28 protein-coding genes are annotated in these 23,864 nt (G+C 64.1%); 15 read left to right on the forward strand and 13 right to left on the reverse strand.

Annotated features, from left to right (window positions below; translation table 11 throughout):
* Positions 1-3: 3 nt before the first annotated feature.
* From C664_RS09960 to coaBC, 3 genes are all read right to left on the reverse strand, one after another.
* On the reverse strand, positions 4-444 hold the full coding sequence (locus C664_RS09960) for an NUDIX hydrolase (RefSeq protein ID WP_004258812.1): 441 nt from the start codon (positions 442-444) through the stop codon (positions 4-6).
* Positions 444-893, reverse strand: a complete 450-nt coding sequence (gene dut, locus C664_RS09965) for a dUTP diphosphatase (RefSeq protein ID WP_004258817.1) — start codon at positions 891-893, stop codon at positions 444-446. Before dut ends, C664_RS09960 begins: the two co-directional genes overlap by 1 nt.
* 71 nt (positions 894-964) lie before the next feature.
* Positions 965-2,161: a bifunctional phosphopantothenoylcysteine decarboxylase/phosphopantothenate--cysteine ligase CoaBC gene (gene coaBC / locus C664_RS09970; RefSeq protein ID WP_004258820.1), complete on the reverse strand. Its 1,197-nt coding sequence runs from the start codon at positions 2,159-2,161 to the stop codon at positions 965-967.
* 92 nt (positions 2,162-2,253) lie between these two features.
* Here coaBC and radC point away from each other — a divergent pair, with 92 nt between their 5' ends.
* The 3 genes from radC (at position 2,254) to rpmG (ending at position 3,483) form a co-directional block, all read left to right on the forward strand.
* Positions 2,254-2,931 (forward strand): RadC family protein, encoded by a 678-nt coding sequence (gene radC, locus C664_RS09975; protein ID WP_004258823.1) that lies wholly within the window; start codon positions 2,254-2,256, stop codon positions 2,929-2,931.
* A gap of 122 nt (positions 2,932-3,053) precedes the next feature.
* Positions 3,054-3,290, forward strand: a complete 237-nt coding sequence (gene rpmB / locus C664_RS09980) for a 50S ribosomal protein L28 (RefSeq protein WP_004258827.1) — start codon at positions 3,054-3,056, stop codon at positions 3,288-3,290.
* 25 nt (positions 3,291-3,315) lie between these two features.
* A complete protein-coding gene (gene rpmG / locus C664_RS09985) occupies positions 3,316-3,483 on the forward strand; it encodes a 50S ribosomal protein L33 (RefSeq protein WP_004258834.1) in 168 nt (55 codons plus the stop codon).
* 153 nt (positions 3,484-3,636) lie between these two features.
* Here the strand turns inward: rpmG and C664_RS09990 are convergent, their stop codons facing one another.
* Positions 3,637-3,840 (reverse strand): cold-shock protein, encoded by a 204-nt coding sequence (locus tag C664_RS09990; protein WP_002924494.1) that lies wholly within the window; start codon positions 3,838-3,840, stop codon positions 3,637-3,639.
* Between the two features lie 391 nt (positions 3,841-4,231).
* On the opposite strand from C664_RS09990, the gene clpS reads away from it, so the two are divergent.
* The 4 genes from clpS (at position 4,232) to aceA (ending at position 9,099) form a co-directional block, all read left to right on the forward strand.
* Positions 4,232-4,540 (forward strand): ATP-dependent Clp protease adapter ClpS, encoded by a 309-nt coding sequence (gene clpS / locus C664_RS09995; protein ID WP_004258840.1) that lies wholly within the window; start codon positions 4,232-4,234, stop codon positions 4,538-4,540.
* Positions 4,541-6,814, forward strand: coding sequence for an ATP-dependent Clp protease ATP-binding subunit ClpA (gene clpA, locus C664_RS10000; protein ID WP_004258844.1), 2,274 nt, complete (start codon positions 4,541-4,543; stop codon positions 6,812-6,814).
* A 144-nt stretch (positions 6,815-6,958) separates the two neighbouring features.
* A complete protein-coding gene (rraA, locus tag C664_RS10005; protein WP_004258848.1) occupies positions 6,959-7,438 on the forward strand; it encodes a ribonuclease E activity regulator RraA in 480 nt (159 codons plus the stop codon).
* 347 nt (positions 7,439-7,785) lie between these two features.
* Positions 7,786-9,099, forward strand: a complete 1,314-nt coding sequence (gene aceA / locus C664_RS10010; protein WP_004258851.1) for an isocitrate lyase — start codon at positions 7,786-7,788, stop codon at positions 9,097-9,099.
* 97 nt (positions 9,100-9,196) lie between these two features.
* Here the strand turns inward: aceA and C664_RS10015 are convergent, their stop codons facing one another.
* Complete coding sequence (locus tag C664_RS10015) at positions 9,197-9,757, reverse strand: Spy/CpxP family protein refolding chaperone (RefSeq protein ID WP_038011501.1); 561 nt, start codon at positions 9,755-9,757, stop codon at positions 9,197-9,199.
* Between the two features lie 196 nt (positions 9,758-9,953).
* On the opposite strand from C664_RS10015, the gene C664_RS10020 reads away from it, so the two are divergent.
* From C664_RS10020 to C664_RS10040, 5 genes are all read left to right on the forward strand, one after another.
* Positions 9,954-10,715: a response regulator gene (locus C664_RS10020; RefSeq protein ID WP_004258855.1), complete on the forward strand. Its 762-nt coding sequence runs from the start codon at positions 9,954-9,956 to the stop codon at positions 10,713-10,715.
* Complete coding sequence (locus C664_RS10025) at positions 10,712-12,043, forward strand: ATP-binding protein (protein WP_038011470.1); 1,332 nt, start codon at positions 10,712-10,714, stop codon at positions 12,041-12,043. Before C664_RS10020 ends, C664_RS10025 begins: the two co-directional genes overlap by 4 nt.
* Positions 12,044-12,119: 76 nt before the next feature.
* A complete protein-coding gene (locus C664_RS10030) occupies positions 12,120-12,983 on the forward strand; it encodes a DMT family transporter (RefSeq protein WP_004258861.1) in 864 nt (287 codons plus the stop codon).
* Between the two features lie 58 nt (positions 12,984-13,041).
* Entirely contained in the window at positions 13,042-13,404 is a 363-nt protein-coding gene (locus C664_RS10035; RefSeq protein WP_004258864.1) for an STAS/SEC14 domain-containing protein, read from the forward strand.
* Entirely contained in the window at positions 13,401-14,255 is an 855-nt protein-coding gene (locus C664_RS10040) for a sulfurtransferase (protein WP_004258868.1), read from the forward strand. Before C664_RS10035 ends, C664_RS10040 begins: the two co-directional genes overlap by 4 nt.
* Positions 14,256-14,300: 45 nt before the next feature.
* Here C664_RS10040 and murI read toward each other — a convergent pair whose 3' ends face one another.
* Together murI and tyrS are read right to left on the reverse strand one after the other, a co-directional pair.
* Positions 14,301-15,113: a glutamate racemase gene (gene murI, locus C664_RS10045; protein WP_004258872.1), complete on the reverse strand. Its 813-nt coding sequence runs from the start codon at positions 15,111-15,113 to the stop codon at positions 14,301-14,303.
* Between the two features lie 25 nt (positions 15,114-15,138).
* Positions 15,139-16,338, reverse strand: a complete 1,200-nt coding sequence (gene tyrS, locus C664_RS10050; RefSeq protein WP_004258879.1) for a tyrosine--tRNA ligase — start codon at positions 16,336-16,338, stop codon at positions 15,139-15,141.
* 88 nt (positions 16,339-16,426) lie between these two features.
* Between tyrS and C664_RS10055 the strand changes: the two genes are divergently transcribed.
* Positions 16,427-17,752, forward strand: a complete 1,326-nt coding sequence (locus C664_RS10055) for a peptidoglycan DD-metalloendopeptidase family protein (protein ID WP_038011472.1) — start codon at positions 16,427-16,429, stop codon at positions 17,750-17,752.
* A 76-nt stretch (positions 17,753-17,828) separates the two neighbouring features.
* Here C664_RS10055 and erpA read toward each other — a convergent pair whose 3' ends face one another.
* The 4 genes from erpA to rplM all read right to left on the reverse strand — a co-directional run bounded on the left by erpA (position 17,829) and on the right by rplM (position 20,301).
* Entirely contained in the window at positions 17,829-18,179 is a 351-nt protein-coding gene (erpA, locus tag C664_RS10060; protein ID WP_004258884.1) for an iron-sulfur cluster insertion protein ErpA, read from the reverse strand.
* Between the two features lie 92 nt (positions 18,180-18,271).
* Entirely contained in the window at positions 18,272-19,309 is a 1,038-nt protein-coding gene (gene argC / locus C664_RS10065) for an N-acetyl-gamma-glutamyl-phosphate reductase (RefSeq protein WP_004258887.1), read from the reverse strand.
* 158 nt (positions 19,310-19,467) lie between these two features.
* Complete coding sequence (gene rpsI / locus C664_RS10070) at positions 19,468-19,860, reverse strand: 30S ribosomal protein S9 (RefSeq protein ID WP_004258890.1); 393 nt, start codon at positions 19,858-19,860, stop codon at positions 19,468-19,470.
* 12 nt (positions 19,861-19,872) lie between these two features.
* Positions 19,873-20,301 carry a 50S ribosomal protein L13 gene (gene rplM / locus C664_RS10075; protein WP_004258894.1) on the reverse strand — a complete coding sequence of 143 codons (429 nt, stop codon included), beginning with the start codon at positions 20,299-20,301 and terminating at the stop codon, positions 19,873-19,875.
* Between the two features lie 221 nt (positions 20,302-20,522).
* Here rplM and C664_RS10080 point away from each other — a divergent pair, with 221 nt between their 5' ends.
* Positions 20,523-21,734, forward strand: a complete 1,212-nt coding sequence (locus C664_RS10080; protein WP_443080555.1) for an ISL3 family transposase — start codon at positions 20,523-20,525, stop codon at positions 21,732-21,734.
* A gap of 478 nt (positions 21,735-22,212) precedes the next feature.
* Positions 22,213-22,632 carry an OsmC family protein gene (locus C664_RS10085; RefSeq protein WP_004258899.1) on the forward strand — a complete coding sequence of 140 codons (420 nt, stop codon included), beginning with the start codon at positions 22,213-22,215 and terminating at the stop codon, positions 22,630-22,632.
* 54 nt (positions 22,633-22,686) lie between these two features.
* Here the strand turns inward: C664_RS10085 and coq7 are convergent, their stop codons facing one another.
* The gene (gene coq7, locus C664_RS10090; RefSeq protein ID WP_004258901.1) at positions 22,687-23,307 is read right to left on the reverse strand and encodes a 2-polyprenyl-3-methyl-6-methoxy-1,4-benzoquinone monooxygenase; all 621 of its coding nucleotides are present in this window, start codon (positions 23,305-23,307) and stop codon (positions 22,687-22,689) included.
* Positions 23,307-23,837, reverse strand: a complete 531-nt coding sequence (locus C664_RS10095; protein WP_004258906.1) for a CNP1-like family protein — start codon at positions 23,835-23,837, stop codon at positions 23,307-23,309. Before C664_RS10095 ends, coq7 begins: the two co-directional genes overlap by 1 nt.
* Between the last annotated feature and the right edge of the window lie 27 nt (positions 23,838-23,864).

Below are 23,864 nucleotides of genomic sequence, written 5' to 3' on the forward strand. Positions count from 1 at the left end.
CGCTCACCCCCTCGATCTGGACCAGCCCAGTTCCAGCATCCACGGCGATGCGGTCAGCGCGAGTGCCCGTTCGACGTACTCGACCATCGGTCGCGGCAGATGCTCACGCACATGCCACTCGAGGCGATCGCACTTTGCAGGCTCGCGGATCGCGGGCTCCCCGGCCCAGCGTGGCGCACGAAAGAAGAAGTCGATGCGGTTGGTGTCGGACAAGCGGTGCACCACCCCGAGCCATTCGAGGTCGGCCTCCTCCAACTCGAGCCCGGTCTCCTCGCGCAACTCGCGCACCGCCGCGGCACGGACCGATTCGCCCGGCTCCACATGGCCGCCGGGAAGGCTGTACAGCCCATCGAAGAAACCCGTCCCCGCACGCCGCATCAACAAGACCCGCCCGTCGCGCTCGCAAACCACATGCACGCCGGTCGGGATACCCGGATGCCGCATCAATGCTTGCCCGTACTGCCGAATCCGCCACTCCCCCGCTCGCTCGCATCGAACTCGTCGACCACGTTGAAGCCCACCTGCAGCACCGGCACCACGACGAGTTGTGCAATCCGTTCCATCGGCTGGATGGTGAAGGTCGCCCGCCCGCGGTTCCACACGGAGACGAAGATCTGGCCCTGGTAGTCGGAGTCGATCAACCCGACCAGATTGCCCAGCACGATGCCATGCTTGTGCCCCAGCCCCGAGCGCGGCAGCACCATCGCCGCCAAGCCCGGGTCGGACAGGTGGATGGCAAGCCCGCTCGGCACCAGGGTCGTCTCCCCCGGATGCAGGGTGATCGGTCCCGGCAGGCAGGCCCGCAGGTCCAGCCCGGCCGCCCCGCCCGTTGCATAGCCGGGCGGATGGGCCTTGAGGCGCTCGTCAAGCAGTTTCACGTCGATACGATGCATGTCCCACCTCACGTTCAGCCGGCGCTGCATGCACGCAGCCGCCTCGTTCATCCATTAAAGACTGCAGGGCGCTAGCGCCCCGCCGCTGCAAGCAGCGTCGCCAGATGCGCGACGATGCCGCGCGATACCTCGGCCTTCGGTGCGCGGGGCAGCGGATGGCGGCCTGCGTCGTCATACAGCACGACCAGATTGTCATCCGCCCCCATGCCGTCCTGCACGAGATTGCCGACCAGCATCGGCAGCCCCTTTTTCCGCCGCTTGCCTTCAGCGTAGGCGTCAAGGTCCTGACTTTCCGCTGCGAACCCGACGCAGAACGGCGCGTCCGGCAAAGCCGCGACGTCGGCCAGAATGTCCGGATTCTGCGTCAGCGCCAGCGTGAGGATGCCGTCCTTTTTCTTCATCTTGTGCTCGGCGACTTCGAGCGGCCGATAGTCGGCTACCGCCGCGACCCCGATGAAGACGTCCGCCCCCGGCAGATCGGCAAAGACGGCTTCGCGCATGTCGCGCGCACCGGCGACCGACACGCGGCGGACGCCGGCGGGCACGGGCAGACTCACCGGACCGCTGACCAGCACCACCTCGGCGCCCGCCTGAACGCAGGCCCGCGCCAGTTCATACCCCATCTTGCCCGAGCTGATATTGGTGATGCCGCGCACCGGGTCGATCGCCTCGAAGGTGGGCCCCGCGGTGAGCACCACCTTGCGCCCGGCCAGGCGCTTGGGCACGAAGAAACCCTCGAGGCGTTCGAACAACTCCTCCGGCTCCAGCATCCGCCCCATGCCGACCTCGCCGCAGGCCTGTTCGCCCGCGGCCGGGCCGAACACGGTCACGCCATCCTCGATGACCTGCGCCACGTTGCGCCGCGTGGCCGGCGCTTCCCACATCTGCCGGTTCATCGCCGGCGCGACGATCAGCGGTACGTCCCGCGCCAGACACAGCGTGGTGAGCAGATCGTCAGCACGCCCCTGCGCAAGACGCGCAATGAAATCCGCCGTGGCCGGCGCGACCAGGATGGCGTCGGCTTCTCGACCAAGGTCGATGTGCGCCATGTTGTTGGGCACGCGCGCGTCCCACAGGTCGGTCCACACCGGGTTGCCCGACAGCGCCTGGAAGGTCACCGCGGTCACGAAGCGCGCACCGGCCTCCGTGAGCACGACGTGAACATCAGCCCCTGCCTTGACCAGCAGACGCACCAGTTCCGCCGACTTGTATGCGGCCACGCCGCCCGTGACGCCAATCACGATCTTGCGGTGCTGCAGATCAACCATGACATTCGCCTATAATCGCGACTCTCGATGCCGCATTCGCCAACCAACCGGGCCGTCCGTCACGAACCGCCCCCTCATCGATAGGCCCCCGCATGGCAATCACCGACTGGCCCGCCGACGAACGCCCGCGCGAAAAGCTGCTTGCCCGCGGCGTGGCCGCGCTGTCCGATGCTGAATTGCTCGCCGTGTTCCTGCGCGTAGGCATTCGTGGACGGACTGCCGTCGACCTTGCCCGCCATCTGATTGCCCACTTTGGCAGCCTGACACGCTTGTGTGCGGCCAGCGCCGCGGATTTCGCCGCGCTGCCGGGCATGGGGCTGGCGAAGTATGCCCAACTGCAGGCGGTCATGGAACTGGCGCGGCGGGCGCTGGGTGAAACCCTGGCGGAAAAGACCCTGTTCGATTCGCCGCAGGTGGTGCGCGACTGGCTTCGCCTGCGCCTGGGCCACCTGCCACACGAGACCTTCTGCGTGCTGCTGCTCGATGCGCGCCATTGCCTGATCGAGGCCACTGACCTGTTCCGGGGTACGCTCACCCAGACCAGCGTCTACCCGCGCGAGGTCGTCAAGCTCGCCCTGGCGCACAACGCTGCGGCCGTGATCTTCGCCCACAACCACCCGTCCGGCGCTGCAGAGCCCAGCACCGCCGACGAGATGCTGACCCGGGCGCTGAAAGATGCGCTGGCCCTGGTCGACGTGAGGGTGCTGGACCACTTCGTCGTCCCATCGCACGGCACACCCGTATCATTTGCCGAACGCGGCTTGCTGTAATGCCCAAAAAGCGATTTAATCCGTCCCCCGACGAGCAAGATCTGCACGCAACACTTGCCTTCCCGACCGAGGATGCATTATCCTCGTGCGTTTTCCGCAATCAGAATTCCCTGGAGCATCGTATGGCTCGCGTCTGCCAAGTGACCGGTAAAGCACCGATGGTGGGAAATAACGTTTCCCACGCGAACAACAAAACCAAGCGCCGTTTCCTGCCGAACCTGCAAAACCGCCGGTTCTGGAGCGAAGGCGAGAACCGCTGGATCAGCCTGCGCGTTTCCAACGCCGGTCTGCGCACCATCGACAAGAAAGGCATCGACGTCGTCGTTGCCGAGCTTCGCGCCCGCGGCGAGAAGCTGTAAGCAACCGAACTGAACGGAGAACGCCATGGCCAAGGGCATCCGCGAAAAGATCAAGCTGGAGTCGACCGCCGGTACGGGTCATTTCTACACGACGTCGAAGAACAAGCGCACCACCCCGGAAAAGCTTGAGTTCAACAAGTACGACCCCGTCGCCCGCAAGCACGTGCCGTACAAAGAAGTCAAGCTGAAGTAAGTACCTGCGGCTGCTTCAAGCGGCAGCCGAACGGGACATACTGACTCCAGAAAGCAGAAGGGCCATCGAAGTCGATGGCCCTTCTGCTTTTGTGTTCGGCGTTACGTACTCCTGAAACGGGCACGCCGGACACGTCGCCCTCCGACATCCGGATCAGGCGCGCTGGATGTTGGAAGCCTGCTTGCCCTTGGGGCCCTGGGTCACCTCGAAGGAAACCTTTTCACCCTCTTTCAGGCTCTTGAAACCGCTCATGTTGATGGCGGAGAAATGCGCAAACAGGTCCTCACTGCCATCATCGGGCGTGATGAAACCAAAACCCTTGGAATCGTTGAACCACTTCACGGTGCCAGTTGCCATATTGCTTCGTTCCTTCAAGGTTGCTTGATACGGTCGGAAATCCGGCCGGTACATCGGCGCCGCCAGCGACTTGACGAAGCACCAAGGCCCCACGGATCAAGCTCAAGACTGCGCACAGCCAAGCTTTTACGCAGTTGGCTCCGAGCCGTCAACGGTTTGCGATCCGCAATTTTTTTCGCATCGCAACACGAAAACCGGAGCACTTCGCCCCATGATGTTGCGATTTTTCAGACACCTCGGGCACTTACCCTGCTTGCCGCAGTGCACGATCGATGCTGCACTCCAGACCTCGACCCGTGCCTGAGGCGCTCACCCTGCGGCAGGGACTTACACGACGAGCGTGACTTTCTAGCGTGTTGCACTCGGCTCGGACTTCATTAGAATGAATTTCATGGGTACCCGGAAACAGAACGAATTCGTCCTCGAGGCGAAAAGGACGCGCACCCGTCCGCCGCCCCTGTACAAGGTGCTTCTGCTGAACGATGACTACACCCCGATGGATTTCGTGGTCGAGGTTCTGCAGAAATATTTCGGCATGGATCGCGAACGTGCCACGCGAGTCATGCTCCAAGTTCACAGAGAGGGCATGGGGATCTGTGGTGTCTTTCCCCGGGACATCGCATCGACCAAGGTAGAGCAGGTCGCCTCGTTTGCTCGTCAGCATCAACATCCGCTGGCATGCGTGATGGAGGAAAACTGAATGATCGCGCAAGAGCTTGAAGTGAGCCTGCACATGGCTTTCGTGGAGGCACGTCAGAAACGACACGAGTTCATCACCGTTGAGCATCTGCTGCTCGCGCTGCTGGACAACCCGTCGGCCGCCGAGGTCTTGCGCGCCTGCGGCGCCGAGATCGATGAGTTGCGTCGCGAACTGACCAATTTCATCAACGAACACACACCGCGCATCGAAGGCAGCGACGAGATCGACACGCAGCCTACGCTCGGCTTCCAGCGTGTGATCCAGCGCGCGATCCTGCACGTCCAGTCCTCGGGCAAGAAGGAAGTGACCGGTGCCAACGTCCTCGTCGCGATCTTTGGCGAGAAGGACTCGCACGCGGTCTATTACCTGCAGCGCCAGAACATTTCCCGCCTCGACGTCGTCAACTTCATCTCGCACGGCATTGCCAAGGCGCCGCCGCAGGGTGGTGCCTCGCAAAGCCGAAGCGAGTCCGAACAGGGCGAGCAGGAGTCCGACGAGAAGCAGGCCGGCGGCGCGCTCGAGAGCTACACGCAGAACCTGAACCAGCAAGCCCTGGTCGGCAAGATCGACCCGCTGATCGGGCGCGAGAAGGAAGTCGAGCGGGTCATCCAGACCCTGTGCCGCCGGCGCAAGAACAATCCCCTGCTCGTGGGCGAGGCCGGTGTCGGCAAGACGGCAATTGCCGAAGGTCTCGCGCGCCGTATCGTCGAGGGCCGGGTGCCCGAGATTCTCGAGAACGCGCAGGTCTTCGCCCTCGACATGGGCGCCCTGCTCGCCGGCACCAAGTATCGGGGCGACTTCGAGCAGCGTCTGAAGGCGGTGCTGAAGCAACTCACCGAGAACCCGAACGCGATCCTCTTCATCGACGAGATCCACACCTTGATCGGCGCGGGCGCGGCCTCGGGCGGCACGCTGGATGCTTCCAACCTGCTCAAGCCTGCGCTGTCCTCGGGCCAGCTGAAGTGCATTGGCGCGACCACGTACAACGAGTTCCGCCAGATCTTCGAGAAGGACCACGCGCTGTCGCGGCGCTTCCAGAAGATCGACGTGGTCGAGCCGTCGGTGGCCGAGACGGTCGAGATCCTCAAGGGCCTCAAGAGCCGCTTCGAGGAGCATCACGGCATCAAGTACTCGAGCTCTGCGCTGTCGAGCGCAGCCGAGCTGTCCGCCAAGTACATCAACGACCGCCACCTGCCGGACAAGGCGATCGACGTCATCGACGAAGCCGGCGCCGCGCAGCGCATCCTGCCGAAGTCGAAGCAGAAGAAGACCATCGGCCGCAACGAGATCGAGGAGATCGTCGCCAAGATCGCCCGCATCCCGCCGCGCACCGTGTCGAACGACGACAAGGCCGCGCTGAAGACGCTGGAGCGCGACCTCAAGAACGTGGTGTTCGGTCAGAACGCCGCGATCGAGGCACTGGCCAAGGCGATCAAGATGTCGCGCTCGGGTCTCGGCAATCCGCAGAAACCCATCGGCTCCTTCCTGTTCTCGGGGCCGACCGGTGTCGGCAAGACCGAGGTCGCCCGCCAGCTCGCCTACACGCTGGGCATCGAGCTGGTGCGCTTCGACATGTCCGAGTACATGGAGCGTCACGCGGTGAGCCGGCTGATCGGCGCCCCGCCGGGCTATGTCGGCTTCGACCAGGGCGGCCTGCTGACCGAGCAGATCACCAAGAAGCCACACTGCGTGCTGCTGCTCGACGAGATCGAGAAGGCCCACCCGGACATCTACAACATCCTGCTGCAGGTGATGGATCACGGCACGCTGACCGACAACAACGGCCGCCAGGCGGATTTCCGCAACGTGATCATCATCATGACGACCAACGCGGGCGCCGAGACCATGCAGAAGTCGGTCATGGGCTTCTCCGCCAAGCGTGAAAGCGGCGACGAGATGGCCGACATCAAGCGCATGTTCACGCCGGAGTTCCGCAACCGCCTGGATGCGACGATCTCGTTCAAGGCGCTCGACAACGAGGTCATCCTGCGCGTGGTGGACAAGTTCCTGATGCAGCTCGAAGCCCAGTTGCACGAGAAGAAGGTGGAGGCGCACTTCACCGACGATCTCAAGGCCTGGCTGGCCGAGAAGGGCTTCGATCCGCTGATGGGCGCCCGCCCCATGGCACGCCTCATTCAGGACACCATCCGATCGGCGCTGGCGGACGAGTTGCTGTTCGGGCGTCTGGTGAATGGCGGCAAGGTGACCATCGACCTGGACGAAGACGACAAGGTCAAGCTGGTGTTCGAGGAGGCCGCCGCCGAAACTGTCTGAACAGCGCGGCGGATCACGAGAGCGCACCCTGCGGGGTGCGCTTTTTTTGCGCCTGGCGGCCGCCACGAAGTCCGCATCACTCGACTATCATGCGCGCAGACCGGACTTGCCGGCCCGCAATCCATCCCGAGACGAGGAACAGACATGAACATCCAGACAGCCGACCTGTGCGACGCGCACGAGGACAAGGTCAGCGTCGTCAGCCCCCTGTTCGGCAGCTACGGCGGCCGCAGCAGCTTCGGCGGCCCGATCAGCACGCTGAAGATCTTCGAGGACAACTCCTTCGTGCGAAAAGCCGTCGAGTCCGCCGGTAACGGCCGCGTGCTGGTGATCGACGGCGGGGCTTCGATGCGCTGCGCCCTGGTCGGCGACCAGCTCGCCGAGCTGGCGGTCAGGAACGGCTGGGCCGGGATCGTCGTTTACGGCTGCATCCGTGACTCGAAGGCGATCGGCGAGATGGACCTCGGCGTGTTCGCCCTCGGCACTCACCCGCGCAAGACGGTCAAGCGCAACGTGGGCGAGGTCGATGTCCCCGTCACTTTCGGCGGCGTCACCTTCCGACCCGGGCACTATGTGTATGCAGACGAGGACGGCGTCATCGTCGCCGAGCATCCGCTCGTCTGAGTCTCCGTGGCAAGGTGCCGCCCGGTCGCCCGAAGCCGGTCGGCCGGGCGTCGAGCACGCACCCATGCCGGCGCACCGCAGCGCAGCAAACCCCAGCGCCCGATTCGTTTCACAAAGCTCATTGCCGTTTCATACTGCAAAACGCAGTGCTCAAGGCACTGTTTTTTTTGAACAAGATTTTTTCTTATATCTTATATAAGACCTATTGCTGCTGCGCAGGATGCCTCCTATACTGCATCCCATCTGCAACGCTTTTCTCCCTCGAAAACGTTGCGGCAGGAACACCGCGACGGATGCCTGAACCGGCCGCGATGGTTGACACCCTTCTGCACTGAAAAGGAAGCATCATGACCCTGACCCGCGAACAGCAAATCGCCGCTCTGGAAAAAGACTGGGCCGAGAACACCCGTTGGAAAGGCATCAAGCGCGGCTACTCCGCCGCCGACGTCGTTCGCCTGCGCGGCAGCCTGCAGCCCGAGTACACCCTGGCCCAGCGCGGCGCGAAGCTGCTGTGGGAGCGTGTCAATGGCGGCGCCAAGAAGGGTTATGTGAACGCCTTCGGCGCGATCACCGCCGGTCAGGCGATGCAGCAGGCCAAGGCTGGCCTCGAGGCCGTGTATCTGTCCGGCTGGCAGGTCGCCGCCGACGGCAACACCTCCGAGACCATGTACCCGGACCAGTCGCTGTACGCCTACGACTCGGTGCCGACCATGGTTCGCCGCATCAACAACACCTTCAAGCGCGCCGACGAGATCCAGTGGTCGCGTGGCATCAACCCGGGCGACAAGGAATTCATCGACTACTTCCTGCCGATCGTCGCCGACGCTGAAGCCGGTTTCGGCGGCGTGCTGAACGCCTTCGAGCTGATGAAGAACATGATCGCCGCCGGTGCCGCCGGTGTGCACTTCGAAGACCAGCTGGCGGCCGTGAAGAAGTGCGGCCACATGGGTGGCAAGGTGCTGGTGCCGACCCAGGAAGCGATCGAGAAGCTGATCTCGGCCCGTTTCGCTGCCGACGTCATGGGCGTGCCGACCCTGATCCTGGCCCGTACCGACGCTGAAGCCGCCAACCTGATCACCTCGGACCACGACGCCAACGACAAGCCCTTCCTGACCGGCGAGCGCACTCAGGAAGGCTTCTACCGCGTCAAGAACGGCCTGGAGCAGGCCATCAGCCGCGGCGTCGCCTACGCGCCCTACGCCGACCTGGTGTGGTGCGAGACGGGCACCCCGGACCTGGGCTTCGCCCGCGAGTTCGCGCAGGCCGTCCATGCAGCCTGCCCGGGCAAGCTGCTGTCCTACAACTGCTCGCCGTCCTTCAACTGGAAGAAGAACCTGGACGACGCGACCATCGCCAAGTTCCAGGACGAGCTGTCGGCGCTGGGCTACAAGTACCAGTTCATCACCCTGGCCGGCATCCACGTCAATTGGTTCAACACCTTCAAGTTCGCGCACGCCTATGCCCGCGGCGAAGGCATGAAGCACTACGTCGAGATGGTCCAGGAGCCGGAATTCGCCGCACGTGAGATGGGCTACACCTTCGTGTCGCACCAGCAGGAAGTCGGCGCCGGCTACTTCGACGACGTGACCACCGTGATCCAGGGCGGTTCGTCCTCGGTCAAGGCGCTGACCGGTTCGACCGAAGAAGAGCAGTTCCACTAAGAGACTGCGCCCCGCATAAACGGGGGAGGAGACAAGAGGCCATCCCTCGGGATGGCCTCTCTTCGTTCACCGGAACTGAACGGATCCGCGCAAGCCCTCAGCCGCGTCCCGATCCCATTCCGCCATGGCGCGGGCCGTCGCCCATGCCATCCCGCATGCCGCGCTCGCCCTTCGAGCCGCGCGGCCCCATCCTCTGGAACTCGGCATCGAACACGGTCTTCTGCGCATCGCTCAGCGTCGCATAGAAACGTCCGACCGACTCCCGCGCGTCGGCCAGCTCGACCGCACGCTGCTTGCTCATCTCCTCCATGGCCGCCATGCGCTCGAGCGCCGTCTTCGGCTGCACCGTTCCGCGCCGTTCGGCCATTGCCGTCGCCATGCGCTCACCGCGCGCCTTCATGTCTGCCTTGAAGGCCTCGAACGCGGGTTTCTGCTCGGGACTCAGCGCCAGCGCAAGCTCGAGACGGGCCATGTGCAGTTCAGAACGTTCGGCCATCTTCGCCTTCATCTGCTCCGGCGCCATCTTCGACCAGCCCGTCTTGCCACCACGCGCGCCCCCACCGTCGCACTGGCCGCCCCACGCAAGCACAGCGCTCGTTCCAAGGGCACCGGTGGCGATGATGGCGGCGGCGATCGAAGACTTGATCCAGGTTTTCATGATGTTCTCCATTTGGGTCTGCTGTTTCCGGCACCCGACGATTCGGGCGACGGACCCATTACAGCACCGCGATGTAAGCGCGATTTGTCCCGCACCGGCCGTATTGCAGCGTCTTGTCACAGACCACGGGTTTGATACGGTGGGATACAAACACCGCAGCCGCCAGCTTTAAGATGCGCGCCATGGAGACCGTGCGATGAACCACCAAGACCACATCCTGATCGTCGACGATGACCGCGACATCCGCAGCCTGCTTGCGGACTACCTCGAGAAGCAGGGCCTGCGCTGCAGCACTGCGGCCGACGGCCGAGAGATGAAGGGCGTACTCGAGCAACACCGCATCGACCTGATCGTGCTCGACATCATGATGCCGGGCGACGACGGCCTGACCCTGTGCCGCAACCTGCGCGCGGCGGGCGGGCAGCTGGCGAACACCCCTATCCTGATGCTCACGGCGCGCGGCGAGGACATGGACCGCATTCTCGGCCTGGAGATGGGCGCCGACGACTACCTGACCAAACCCTTCGTGCCGCGCGAACTCTATGCGCGCATCCGCGCGGTGTTGCGCCGTACCCGCGCCCTGCCGCCCAACCTGGAGGCGACCCCGCCCGCCAACGCGCGCGAACTGCATTTCGCCAACTGGCGCCTCGACACCGTCAATCGGCACCTGATCGACACCCGCAACACGGTCGTCGCCCTGTCCGGCGCCGAGTACCGGATGCTCTCGGTCTTCCTTTCGCACCCGCAGAAGGTACTGTCCCGCGACCAGTTGATGGAGCTCACCCAGGGGCGCGAGGCGGACGTTTTCGACCGTTCGATCGATCTTCAGGTCAGCCGCCTGCGCCAACGGCTCGGCGACAACGCACGCGAGCCGGCCATCATCAAGACCGTGCGCAACGAGGGCTACGTGCTGGCTGCCGAGGTCAGCACGGCCGCCGGCGGACCGGAGGCCGCGTGAGGATGCCATGGCCCCGCAGCCTGTTCTCGCGCCTGATGCTCATCTGGCTCGTCGGCATTGCCATCGTACTGGCGGTGAGCTTCGCGCTCTTCGTCGGTGAGCGCGAGCGCGTCGGGCGCGCCGCGCTGTTCGAAGGCGTGGCGCAGGAGATCGCGGCCACCGCCGACGTGCTCGACCGGCTGACGCCCGCCGAACGCGAACGCTGGATCGACGAACTCGGCCGCCGCCGGCTGCGCTTGTCGCTGCGCCCCATCCCGGAACACCTGCGCCCCGTGCCGGACGGGCACCCGCTCGGGTCCGCGCTGCGCGCCGCGATGCCCGAGCGCGAAACCAGAATTCACCTCCATCACCGCAGCGGTGCGCCACATGCGGCGTTGATCGTCACCGTTGCGCTGGCCGACGGCCAGCCGCTGCAGATCCGCCTGCCGGGCATCCCGCCCACGCCCAGTATCCGGCCGCCCGAACCCGGGCGACTGCTGGCAGCACTGGCCGCACTGATCGGCGGCGTGGGGCTGTTGACCTGGGTGGCAGTCAGGCTCGCCACCCGCCCCCTGTCGCGCATGGCCGACGCCGCACGCGCGCTCGGCGAAGACCCGGACAGCCCTCCGCTCCCGACCCGCGGCCCGATCGAGGTCGTACGCGCCGCTGACGCGTTCAACCAGATGCAGCGACGGATCCGCGAGCACGTCGGCGAGCGCACACGAATCCTCGCCGCCATCTCGCATGACCTGCAGACGCCGATCACCCGCCTGCGTCTCAGGGCCGAGCTGGTCGACGACGACGCCCTGCGCGCCCGCATCCAGGCCGACCTGGACAGCATGCAGGCGCTGGTCAAGGAAGGACTCGCCTATGCGCGCAGCCTGGATGACGCCACCCCCGCGCAGCCGATCGACCTGGATCGCCTGCTCGAGGCCTTGCGCGACGATGCCGAGGACATGGGCTGGCAGGTCAGCCTGAGTGGCCACGCCGGCGCGCCACTGCACGCCCAGCCCGGCGCAGTGCGGCGCGCCCTGTGGAACCTGATCGAGAACGGCGTGAAATTCGGCAACGCGGTCGAGGTCACGGTGACCCCGGAAGGCGAGACGTTCTCGATCCGGATTCGCGACCATGGCCCGGGCCTGCCCCAGGACGAACTGGAGAAGGTCTTCGAGCCTTTCTACCGCGTCGAGACCTCACGCAACCGCGAGACGGGCGGAACCGGGCTGGGGCTGGCGATCACGCGCAACCTGCTGCGGCGCCAGCATGGCGAGGTCGGTCTGCAGAACCACCCCGAAGGCGGACTGGTGGCGACGGTTCGCCTCCCCCGTACGCCAACGGGTAGCGTGTAGCGTCAGCTTTTACCCCACAACGGCAGGCAGTGTGCTTCAATGCGCTGCCGTATCGCTGCACTGCAACGTCACCGCCATGCCTTCCCTCTGGATGCTTCTTTCCTGCCTGCTGTTCGCCGCCATGGGGGTGTGCGTCAAGTTTGGGGCGGAAACGTTTTCCACCGGCGAGATCGTGTTCTACCGCGGCTTCGTCAGCATGCTGATGATGATCGGCCTCGCCCGGCTTCAGGGCCTGTCCCTGCGGACCCCGCACTGGCGCATGCATGTATCGCGCAGTGTCTCCGGCTCGGTCGCGCTGAGCTGCTACTTCTTCGCCATCGGCATCCTGCCGCTGGCAACCGCGGTCACCCTCAACTACACCTCGCCGATCTTCGTCGCCCTGCTGCTGGCAGCCGTCTTCGGCGAGCGCCTGCGTCCGTCCGCACTCATCGCCGTACTGACCGGCTTCGCCGGCGTCGTCTTGCTGCTGCGCCCCACGTTGTCCGCGGACCAATGGCTCGGAGCCCTGGCCGGCCTCGGCTCGGGCGCGGTGGCAAGCATCGCCTACGTCAGCGTGCGCGAACTCGGCCGGGCTGGCGAGCCGGAGGTGCGCACCGTGTTCTGGTTCTCGCTCGTCACCAGCGTGTTCGGTCTGGTCGGCGCGCTGCATGCCGGGCCGCACGTACCCGCCGCCGACGAGTTCCTCACCCTGCTCGGCGTGGGCGTCTTCGGCGGGCTTGCGCAACTGGCGATGACGCGCTCCTACCGCTACGGCCGGACGCTGGTGTCCGCAAACCTGAGCTATGCAACGGTTGTCTTCGCCAGCCTGTTCGGCGCCCTGTTCTGGAACGAGATCATGCCGTGGTCGAGCTGGGTCGCGGTCGCGCTGATCGTCGCGAGTGCGATCCTGATTTCATTGCCGGCGCGCAAGCCCCGCCTGGCGCAGGCTCCGCGCGATTGAGCCCGAACCCGTCGAGGGCTATAGTAGGGGCATCCTTTCTGGCAAGGCGGAGGGCACCATGATCAACATCGAGCATCGCGACAGGCTGGTCGCGGTTACCGTGTTCGGCGAGTTCGCACTGGCCGACTACAAGGAGTTCGAGGAACTGGTGAACTACAAGATCCAGTTCAGCGGCCCGATCGACCTGATGTTCGACCTGCGCGAGATGGCGGGTTTCACGCTCGACGTCGCGTGGGAGGAGATCAAGTTCTCGCGCCAGCATGCCCACGACTTCCGTCGCATCGCCGTGCTCACCGACGACCAGTGGTTGACCTGGAGCGCATGGGTGTCTCAATTGTTCGTCGATGCCGAAGTACAGGTCTTCGACGACGAGACCGAGGCCCGCGACTGGCTTGGAAGCGCTGCCGAGACGGTAGAGTGAATGCCTCCTACACGACCCTGATCGAGGCCGGCGAGCTTGCACAAAGGCTTCACGACGCCGACTGGGTCGCGTTCGACTGCCGCTTCGACCTGAGCGACACCCGCTTCGGTCGCGACGCCTACAGTGACGGACACCTTCCGGGGGCGTACTTCATCGACCTCGAGACCGAGCTGTCGGCCCCCAGGACGGGACGCAACGGACGCCACCCCCTGCCCGATCCCGCGCAGCTTGCGGCGCGGCTCGAACGCTGTGGCGTCTCCAATCACACCCAGGTCGTCGCCTATGACGACGCGGGCGGCATGTTCGCGGCACGCCTGTGGTGGCTGTTGCGCTGGCTCGGGCATGACCGCGTCGCCGTACTGGATGGCGGCCTGCAGGCGTGGTGCCGTGCGGGACTCCCGCTCGACACCGAGCTTCCGCCCCCCCGGCCCAGCACCTACACGCTTTCCCTGCGCGCGGCCCGCGTCGATGCGGATTTTGTCGCATCCCACCTCGACAAGCCCGACATGGTCCTGATCGACGCGCGCAGCCCTGACCGGTTTCGCGGTGAGAACGAGGCCCTCGATCCGGTCGGCGGTCACATTCCGGGGGCAATCAACCGCTTCTTCCGCGACAACCTGACAGCGAACGGTCGCTTCAAGCAGGCATCGGTACTGCGCGAGGAATTTGGCAGCCTGCTGAAAGGACATTCGCCCACGCAGGTCGTCCATCAATGCGGTTCGGGCGTTACAGCCTGCGTGAATATACTCGCGATGGAGTTGGCCGGCCTGACCGGCTCGCGCCTTTACGCCGGGTCTTGGAGCGAGTGGTGTTCAGACCCTTGCCGACCGGTCGCGACCGGTCCAGCCTGATCGAGCACGGTTTGTCATCACCGGCATTTGCCTGCCCGCTTCCACTTACCAGTCGACCTTCTCGACCGGACCGAGGGAGCGGCCGAGGAAACGCTCGCCAATCGTCTGGAAGCGAAGCGGCACGTCGCTGACCACGAAGCGATAGTCCGCCGCGTCACCCCCCTGGCGCAGCAGGTCCACCTGCTGCAGGCGCTGCGCAGCAAGTTCTGCGGTCGTCACGGCAGAGTCGATCAGCCGCACACCCGCCCCCGCCACATCGCGCAGCAGGGGCTTCAACAACGGGTAGTGCGTGCAGCCGAGCACCAGACTGTCGACGTCCTCCGCCAGCACAGGACGGAGATATTCCTGGGCGGTCAGACGCGTCACAGGGTGGTCGAGCCAGCCCTCTTCCACCAGCGGCACGAACAACGGACAGGCCTGCGAATACACGCGCACCGACGGATCGAGTTCGTGCATGCGTCGCGCGTAGGCGTTGCTGTTGATCGTGGTCGGCGTGCCGATCACGCCGATGCGCCGCCCGGTCGAGGTCGACACGGCAGCGCGGGCGCCGGCCTCGATCACGTCGAGCACCGGAATGCCGCGCGCCAGCCGGTGCACCACATGGGCCGCGACCGCCGCCATGGTGTTGCAGGCGATGATCAGCATCTTGACGTCACGCCGCAGCAGGAAGTCGGTGATCTGCGCGGTGAAGTGCTCGATCGTCGCCACCGACTTCACGCCGTAAGGCACGCGAGCCGTGTCGCCGAAGTAAACAATGCTCTCCAGCGGCAGGCGCTCCATCAGCGCGCGGACGACGGTCAGGCCGCCGACGCCCGAATCGAACACGCCGATGGGGCGCGACGCTTCAGCTGCGCTCACTTCATGCCCCTCGCGCGCACGCGGGTCAAGCCAGCACCACCGAGGCGAACTTGCGCTTGCCGACCTGCATCACGACCGTCTCGCCCGCCTTGAGCAGCAAGCCCTTGTCGTCCGCGCGCTCGCCGTTGAGCTTCACCGCGCCCTGCTCGATCATGCGCATGGCTTCGGACGTGCTGCCCGTCAACCCGGCCTGCTTCAGCACCTGGAACAGCGGAATACCCTCGCTGCCGGCGACCACATTCACCTGCGGAATGTCTTCCGGAATGGCGTTGCGCTGGAAGCGGGCCTCGAAATCCGCCAGCGCCTCCTCCGCCGCACGTGCGCCGTGGAAGCGCGCGACCAGTTCCTGCGCCAGCATCACCTTCACATCGCGCGGATTGCGCCCGCCCTCGACGTCGCGCTTGAGCCCCTCGATCTCGGCGGTGGAGCGGAAGGACAGCAGATCGTAGTAGCGCCACATCAAGGTGTCGGACACCGACATCGTCTTGCCGAAGATCTCCTTCGGCGCCTCGGAGATGCCGATGTAATTACCGAGCGACTTCGACATCTTGTTGACGCCGTCCAGCCCCTCGAGCAGCGGCATCAAGAGCACGCACTGCGGATGCTGGCCGTAGTGCTTCTGAAGTTCACGCCCCATCAGCAGGTTGAAGCGCTGGTCGGTTCCGCCCAGCTCGACGTCGGCCTTCATCGCCACCGAGTCGTAGCCCTGGCACAGCGGATAGAGGAACTCGTGGATCGCGATCGGCTGGTTGTTGCCGTAGCGCTTGGCGAAGTCGTCACGCTCGAGCATGCGCGCGACGGTCTGTTGCGCCGCGAGATGGATCATGCCGGCCGAGCCGAGCCCCTCCATCCAGGTCGAGTTGAAGCAGATCTCGGTCTTCTCCGGGTCGAGGATCTTGAACACCTGGTCCTGATAGGTCTTGGCGTTCTCCATGATCTGCTCGCGAGACAGCGGCGGTCGCGTTGCGTTCTTGCCGCTGGGGTCACCGATCATGCCGGTAAAGTCGCCGATCAGGAACAGGATGTGGTGCCCCAGGTCCTGGAAATGACGCATCTTGTTGATGAGTACCGTGTGTCCCAGATGCAGGTCCGGCGCCGTGGGGTCGAAGCCGGCCTTGACGCGAAGCGGACGCCCGGTCTTGAGGCGCTCGACCAGTTCGACCTCGAGCAGAAGGGCATCGCTGCCGCGTTTGATCAGCTCAATGGCCGCCTGAACATCAGTCATTCAATTTCTCCATAAATACCTTCCCGGATGCAAGGGCAACTTTGATAAACTTCCGGAAATTTTTTGCCCATTCAGGCCCAGTGAGCACATGCAGGCGAGAAAGACCCGAATTCTAGCCGAACTGCCGGCACAACTCCTTACGCGCGCGAGGCCATGGGTTCTCAGCAGCCTCGTCGGCACCTCGTTACTGGGCGTCGTGGCGGCCACGGCCGTCGCGCCCGGTGAAGACATCGCGGCGATTCCAGTACAGGCCGTGGTCGAAACCTTGCCCACGCCGAAGATTGCGCTGGAAACCGAGGCCGACCTGCCCTTCGTCCATAACGAGCGGATTCAGGCCGGCGATACATTGCAGGCGCTGTTCCGCCGGCTCAATGTCAACGACGCCGAAGCCCTGAGCTTCATTTCCGCTTCGGACGAAGGCAAGCAGGCGCTTCGCCAGCTTCGTGCAGGTCGCAGCGTGATGGCCCTGATCCAGCAGGATGGTCGCCTGCAGTCGTTCAGCCTTCCGCTCGGCAACGGCGAGCGCCGTGTGATCGTCGAACGCGATGACAGGGGCACACTCAAGCTGCGCGAATCCGAAAGCGTCGCGCAGAGCACGCTGGTCGAGATGCGCTCGGGTGTGATCCGCAGTTCATTGTTCGGCGCAACCGATGCAGCGGGCGTACCCGACAACGTCGCGACCCAGATGGCCGAAATCTTCGGCACCTGGATTGACTTTCATACCGACCTGCGCAAGGACGACCGCTTCAATGTGATCTACGAGGCAATCTACGAGGAAGGCAACCCGGTACGCGCCGGGCGCATTCTTGCCGCGGAGTTCATCAATCAGGGCAAGCGCCACGCCGTGGTGCTCTACCGCGGAGCAAGCGGCAAGGAACAGTATTACTCGGACGACGGCAGGAGTCTGCGCCAGGGCTTCCTGCGCTCACCGCTCGAGTTCTCGCGTGTCAGCTCCAGTTTCGGCCGCCGTCTGCACCCGATCCACCGGAGCTGGCGCAACCATAACGGGACAGATTTCGCTGCACCGACCGGAACGCCGATCAAGGCCACCTCCGACGGCACCGTCGAATTCGTCGGCACACAGCGCGGCTTCGGCAACCTGATCGTGCTCCGGCATCGCAATGGCATCACCACCCATTACGCCCATCTGAACGGCTTTGCCAGGGGCCTCAGCAAGGGTCAGGCCATCAGCCAGGGGGACATGATCGGCTACGTCGGCTGCACTGGCTGGTGCACTGGCCCGCACCTGCATTACGAGGTGCACATCAACAAGGTTCCGAAAGATCCGATGTCCGTTGCCTTGCCGATGGCCGATGCGCTGAGCCCGAAGGAACTGGTCGCCTTCCAGCGCGACACCGCACCGCTGCGCGAGCGTTTCGCCCTGCTCAATTACGAGCTTGCGAGCGCGAAGTGAAAGACGACTGGCCTGCGGGCCGGCGGCAAGAAAATGGGGCGCCGAAGCGCCCCATTTTCATTTCAGCGGACAACGCTCACGCGGAGAACGATGAGCCGCAGCCGCAGGTACTCGTGGCGTTCGGGTTGCGGATGACGAACTGCGAACCCTCGAGACCTTCGGTGTAGTCGATCTCGGCGCCAACCAGGTACTGGTAGCTCATCGGATCGATCAGCAACATCACGCCATTCTTCTCGTAGGTGGTGTCGTCCTCGTTCACCTCTTCGTCGAAGGTGAAACCGTACTGGAAGCCCGAGCATCCGCCGCCGCTGACGAACACGCGCAGCTTCAGTGCGGGATTGCCCTCCTCCTCGATCAGCTCGCGAACCTTGTTCGCCGCGCTATCGGTGAAGACCAGGATGTCGGGGGTTGCGACTTCTGCGCTCATGTTTTCTCCTCTGTGGGGTATGCGCCGGATGATGCGCCATCCGCTCTGCAATCGTCAAAGTATCGGATCGTATTCCGTGTGCGAGGTTCCCGTCAGGGACTGACCGGCACGATATCCAGCCCGGCTTCTTCATCGAAGCCGAACATGATGTTGAGGTTCTGCACCGCCTGGCCAGCCGCCCCCTTCACGAGGTTGTCAATGACCGACAGCACGACGATGGTGTCACCACCCTGCGGGCGATGCACGGCAATACGGCACAGGTTAGAGGCACGCACCGAACGCGTTTCCGGGTGGCTGCCCGCAGGCATCACATCCACGAAGGTTTCGTTCGCGTAGCGCTTCTCGAACAATGCCTGCAGATCCGGAAGATCGACACCGGGCTTGATGCGGCCGTACAAGGTTGCATGGATGCCACGGATCATCGGCGTCAGATGCGGCACGAACGTCAGTCCGACCTGGGAGCCAGCAGCCAGTGACAGCCCTTGACGGATTTCGGGCAGATGGCGGTGACCAGGCACGCCGTAGGCCTTGAAGCTGTCTGCCGCCTCGGGCAGCAGCGTATGCACCTCGGCCTTGCGGCCAGCACCCGACACGCCCGACTTGGCATCGGCGATGAGGTGATCGGTATCGACCAGCCCGGCTTCGACCAGCGGCAGGAAACCCAACTGAACCGCAGTCGGATAGCAGCCCGGGTTCGCCAGCACGCGCGCCTTGCGGATCTGCTCGCGATTGACCTCCGGAAGCCCATACACCGCCTCCGCCACCAGCTCCGGCGCGGCATGCTCCATGCCGTACCACTTCTGCCACTCCGCAACGTCACGAATACGGAAATCCGCCGCCAGATCGATCACGCGCACGCCGGCAGCAACGAGCTCTGCCGCCTGCTTCATCGCGATGCCGTTGGGCGTGGCGAAGCACACCACATCACACTTCTCGAGCTGCGCATCCTGCGGCGTCACGAACTTCAGGTCGACGCGGCGGCGCAGGCTCGGGAACATCTCGGCCACCGGCATGCCCGCCTCGCCACGCGAGGTGATGGCCGTGAGCGTCACCCCCGGGTGGCGCGAAAGCAGGCGCAGCAACTCCACGCCCGTGTAACCGGTACCGCCGACAACACCAACCTTGATCATCTCGCTTCCTCTAATGCAGACAGGGCACGCTCACGATTATCGCACTGTCGCCACCACGATGCAGTGAAGATCGGATGACGACCAGAGGCTTGCCTTTCCCCGATGCCGAAAAGCAAAAAGCCGCCCCGAGGGACGGCTCTTGTTGCAGGCACCAGCGATTAACGCTTGGAGAACTGCTTCGCGCGGCGCGCCTTGCGCAGACCGACTTTCTTACGCTCGACTTCACGCGCATCGCGGGTGACGAAGCCAGCAGCGCGCAGTTCGCCCTTGAGCTCGGCGTTGTAGTCAACCAGAGCGCGGGTGATGCCATGACGCACCGCACCGGCTTGACCCGACTCGCCACCACCGGTGACGTTGACCATGATGTCGAACTTGCCCTCGCTGCCGGTCAGGACCAGCGGCTGGCGCACGATCATGCGGCCCGTTTCGCGCGAGAAGAACTCGTCGACCGGCTTGCCGTTGACGACGATGTTGCCGGTGCCCGGCTTGATGAACACGCGAGCGACCGCAGTCTTGCGGCGACCGGTACCGTAGTTGTAAGTGACAGCCATCTATCGGCTCCTTCAGATCTCGAGAACTTGCGGCTGCTGAGCGGTGTGCGGATGCGACGGACCCGCGTAGCACTTCAGCTTCTTCAGCATGGCGTAGCCCAGCGGGCCCTTCGGCAACATGCCCTTCACCGCTTTCTCGAGCACGCGCTCGGGGAAACGCTGCTGGAGCTTGGTGAAGTTGGTTTCGTAAATACCGCCCGGGTAACCCGAGTGACGGTAGTACTTCTTGTCCTGCGCCTTGTTGCCGGTCACGCGCAGCTTCTCGACGTTGACGACGACGATGAAATCACCGGTATCAACGTGCGGGGTGTAGATGGCCTTGTGCTTGCCGCGCAGACGGCGAGCCACTTCGGCGGCAAGACGGCCAAGCACCTTGTCCGTGCCGTCGACAACGAACCAGTCGCGCTTGACCTCGTGCGGCTTGGCAGAAAACGTCTTCATTTAAAACCTCGATTTTTGTCAGGCCGGACATGCAGGCCGTCAAACGGAAAGCTCGCAATCTTAATGAGATCACGGCTTGCGTGTCAATCATTAAGAAGCAAACTTGGCGTAAAGGCAAAAAAAAGGTTCTTCGCGCGATCTGGGGGAAGTAGTGGTTGACGGTTCTGAGGTTGGTAGATTGGCAGTCGCCAAACAAACCGATCCCCTTCCTCTTCCCCGTCATGCGCGATGCTATGTTGGGCGTGGTCTTCTGGGAAGGCCGCCTCGTCGATTCATGCCAGGAGCGAGCCGACGGTTCGCTCCTTCTCACCCTCGCTGAAGACCCCTCACACCGCCCGCGATGTGGGCGCTGCGGTAGCGACTGTGTTCTGCTCCACGAGCGCCGGCGACGCCGGGTGCGCGATCGAGACTGGTTCGATCGACGCGTCTGGCTGGATGTGCCGATTCGCCGCCTCGACTGTTACCAGTGTGGCGCACGGGCGGCCGAGCGCCTGAGCTGGCTCGACACGGGTGAGCGCATCACACACCGATTACGCGCCTGGATCGAGGCGCTGGTGCAGATCCTGCCGATCGCCCACGTCGCCCAACTCACGGGCTTGCACTGGCACACCATCAAGCGCATCGACCATCGGCGTCTGCAGACCCGGTATGGCACTTTCGATGCGCAGGGCGTGCGTCGGTTGGTGATGGACGAGTTCGCGCTGCACAAGGGGCACCGCTACGCGACGGTGATCATGGATGCTGAACGTATGCGCGTGTTGTGGGTCGGCGAAGGCAACAGCCGCGAGGCGATCCGGCCCTTCTTCGAATTGCTGGGCAAAGAGGGCTGTCAGCACATCGAGGCGGTCGCAATGGACATGAACACCGCCTTCGATCTGGAGGTGCGCGCCCATTGCCCGAACGCCGAAGTCGTCTATGACTTGTTCCATGTCGTCGCCCGCTTTGGTCGGGAGGTCGTCGACCGGGTGCGCGTCGATCAGGCCAATGCCTTGCGCAGTGCGCCCGCACAACGTCAGGTCATCAAGCGCTCGCGCTGGTTGCTGCTGCGCAACCGCGACAACCTGGGCAACGAGCAGGCGGTCAAGCTCGAGGAACTGCTGGCGGCCAACGCACCGCTGGCTACCGTCTATCTGCTGAAGACCGCCATCAAGGAAATCTGGTTTGCGCCATCGATCAGAGACGGCGCCCGAAGATGGAAAGACTGGTACCGCCTGGCGATCGAAAGCGGCATCGCGCCGGCGATCGCCTTTGCAAAGCGACTCCGAAAGTACCTGCGTGGCATCCTCGCCTCAGCCATCTTTCCCTTGAACACCAGCATTCTCGAGGGCGTCAACAACCGCATTAAGGTCATCAAGCGTATGGCCTACGGGTTCCGGGATTCAGCCTATTTCTTCCTGAAGATCAAGGCCGCCTTCCCCGGAAAGGCGCGATGAACCAAAAAAAACGCAGTCCGCGAGGACTGCGTTAAATCCACACCAAAGGAGGAGGGTGGAGGAGACACCATTTGGATCGGCGCGTCGTTGTTGCCGCGTCAGCGATCCGACTGAGACGGATTATGCTCACCCCTCCCTATCTAGGCAAGCCCTATTTTGTGCAACGCACTATAAATGTTTTGATTTTCCGATAAACCCGCCTTATTCGAAGTCAGGATATTGTTTTATATCAATTTTTCATACTCCTGCGGGCGCGCCAGATTCCCTTCATCCCCGACGACCGCGTCCGCTCTCCGCCATTATTGTGCACCGCACGAATACGCAGGCGTATTGAGCAAACAACCGTCGCCTTCATGTACCGGAATCACACCGCGCATCCGCGCGGGCAACCCCACGCCACTCCGGTAGAATCCGCGCGCCAAGACATCCCGCGCATCGCGCGCTCAGGATGCAACACCTCGACAGGAGATCGAATCAAATGGAATGCACCATCAAGTGGGTTGATGGCATGAGCTTCATCGCCGAGACGGGCACCGGCCATCTGGTTGCCATGGACGGCGCGCCGGAAGCGGGCGGAAGGAATCTTGCTCCGCGACCGATGGAGTTGATGCTGGCCGGTGCGGGCGGCTGCACGGCCTTCGACGTGGTTCTCATCCTGAAGCGCGGCCGCCACGACGTGCGCGGCTGCAGCGTACGCCTCGAGGCAGAACGGGCCGACGCCGACCCGAAGGTCTTTACCCGGATCCGCTTCATCTACACCGTTACGGGTCGCAACCTGAAGCGCGAAACCGTCGAACGCGCAATCCACCTCTCGGCGGAAAAGTACTGCTCGGCCTCGATCATGCTTGGCAAGACGGCCGAGATCACACACGAGTGCGAAATCATCGAAGCCGACTGAGCGTCATGCGGGCGCGAGGCTCTCCCCCGCGCCCGCCTCGCAACCCTTCGCCGTTCAGATGCGATAGGTCAGCGTCGTCATCACCTTCGACGCCAGCTTCATCGCCCCCTTGATCGGCGCCGGCAACTCGTGCGCGCCCAACCCGACCGCAGTATCTGCATGCTCGACCTCGTCGATCTTCATCTGCTCGACGATCGCGCGCGACTTGTGATCCTGGGCAGGAAGCGTCTCCAGATGGCCCTTGAGGTGGCTTTCAACCTGACGCTCGGTTTCCGCCAGAAACCCCAGGTTCCAGCGATCACCGAAACGGCCGGCCAAGAGGCCAATGGCGAGCGCCCCGCCGTACCACAGCGGATTGAGCAGGCTCTTGCGTCCGCCCAGTTCGCCGATCCGACGCTCGGTCCACGCCAGATGCTCGGTTTCCTCATGCGAAGCCTGTTTCAATGCATCCCGGATCGAGGGGTCGCGCGACATCAAGGCCTGCCCCTGGTAGAGCGCCTGCGCGCAGATCTCGCCCACATGGTTGATGCGCATCAGCGCCGCCGCATGGCGACGCTCCGCATCGTCAAGCTCGGCCTCCGGGAGCGCCTCCCCCGGCACCGGACGCACGCTGCGTGCCGGCGCGAAGACCGTACGCAACGCCTTGTCAAACTCGATAACGGCCTGATCGATCATCAGCGGACTCCGTAGGACTTGGACGGATCGCGCGGATTGCGCAGCAACTCGAGCGCATGCTCGCGATTGCGCGGCGCCGCCGGCCCGTCACAGAAATGCTCGTAGGCCAGCGCGGCACGCGGGCGGTTGTAGGCGTTGTCGCTGATGGGCTGCCAGGCGCTGTTCTTCATCGGCGTCCAGGTGCCATCCTTGCGGCCGCTTGCGTAGATGCGCCGCTCCCCGGTTGCGCAGCGGATGCCCTCGAAGGTGACGTTCTCCGCGCCGCCCGTGGTGCGAACCACCAGCGTGTACCGCACCACGCGATCCTCACCGAGGCTGACGCTGCCCTCATCGACAAAGAACTGGTTGGCCGACGCACTGCTGACGAAGAAGCTCCGCAGGCGGGACTCGTCGCCGGCCGGCGGCATCGCCACCTCGCCCTCCTTCCAGTCGGGGTCGGCCTCGACCAACAGTCCGGCAGACGCGCTGCCGGAAACGAACGCGAGGGCGACGAGCGCCCCGCCGATGATGCGTTGTGCGCGGGAACTCACTCGCGGAGATCTCCATAGGGGTTGTGC

This window comes from Thauera sp. 63 (genome assembly GCF_000310165.2).
Classification (GTDB): Bacteria; Pseudomonadota; Gammaproteobacteria; order Burkholderiales; family Rhodocyclaceae; genus Thauera; species Thauera humireducens.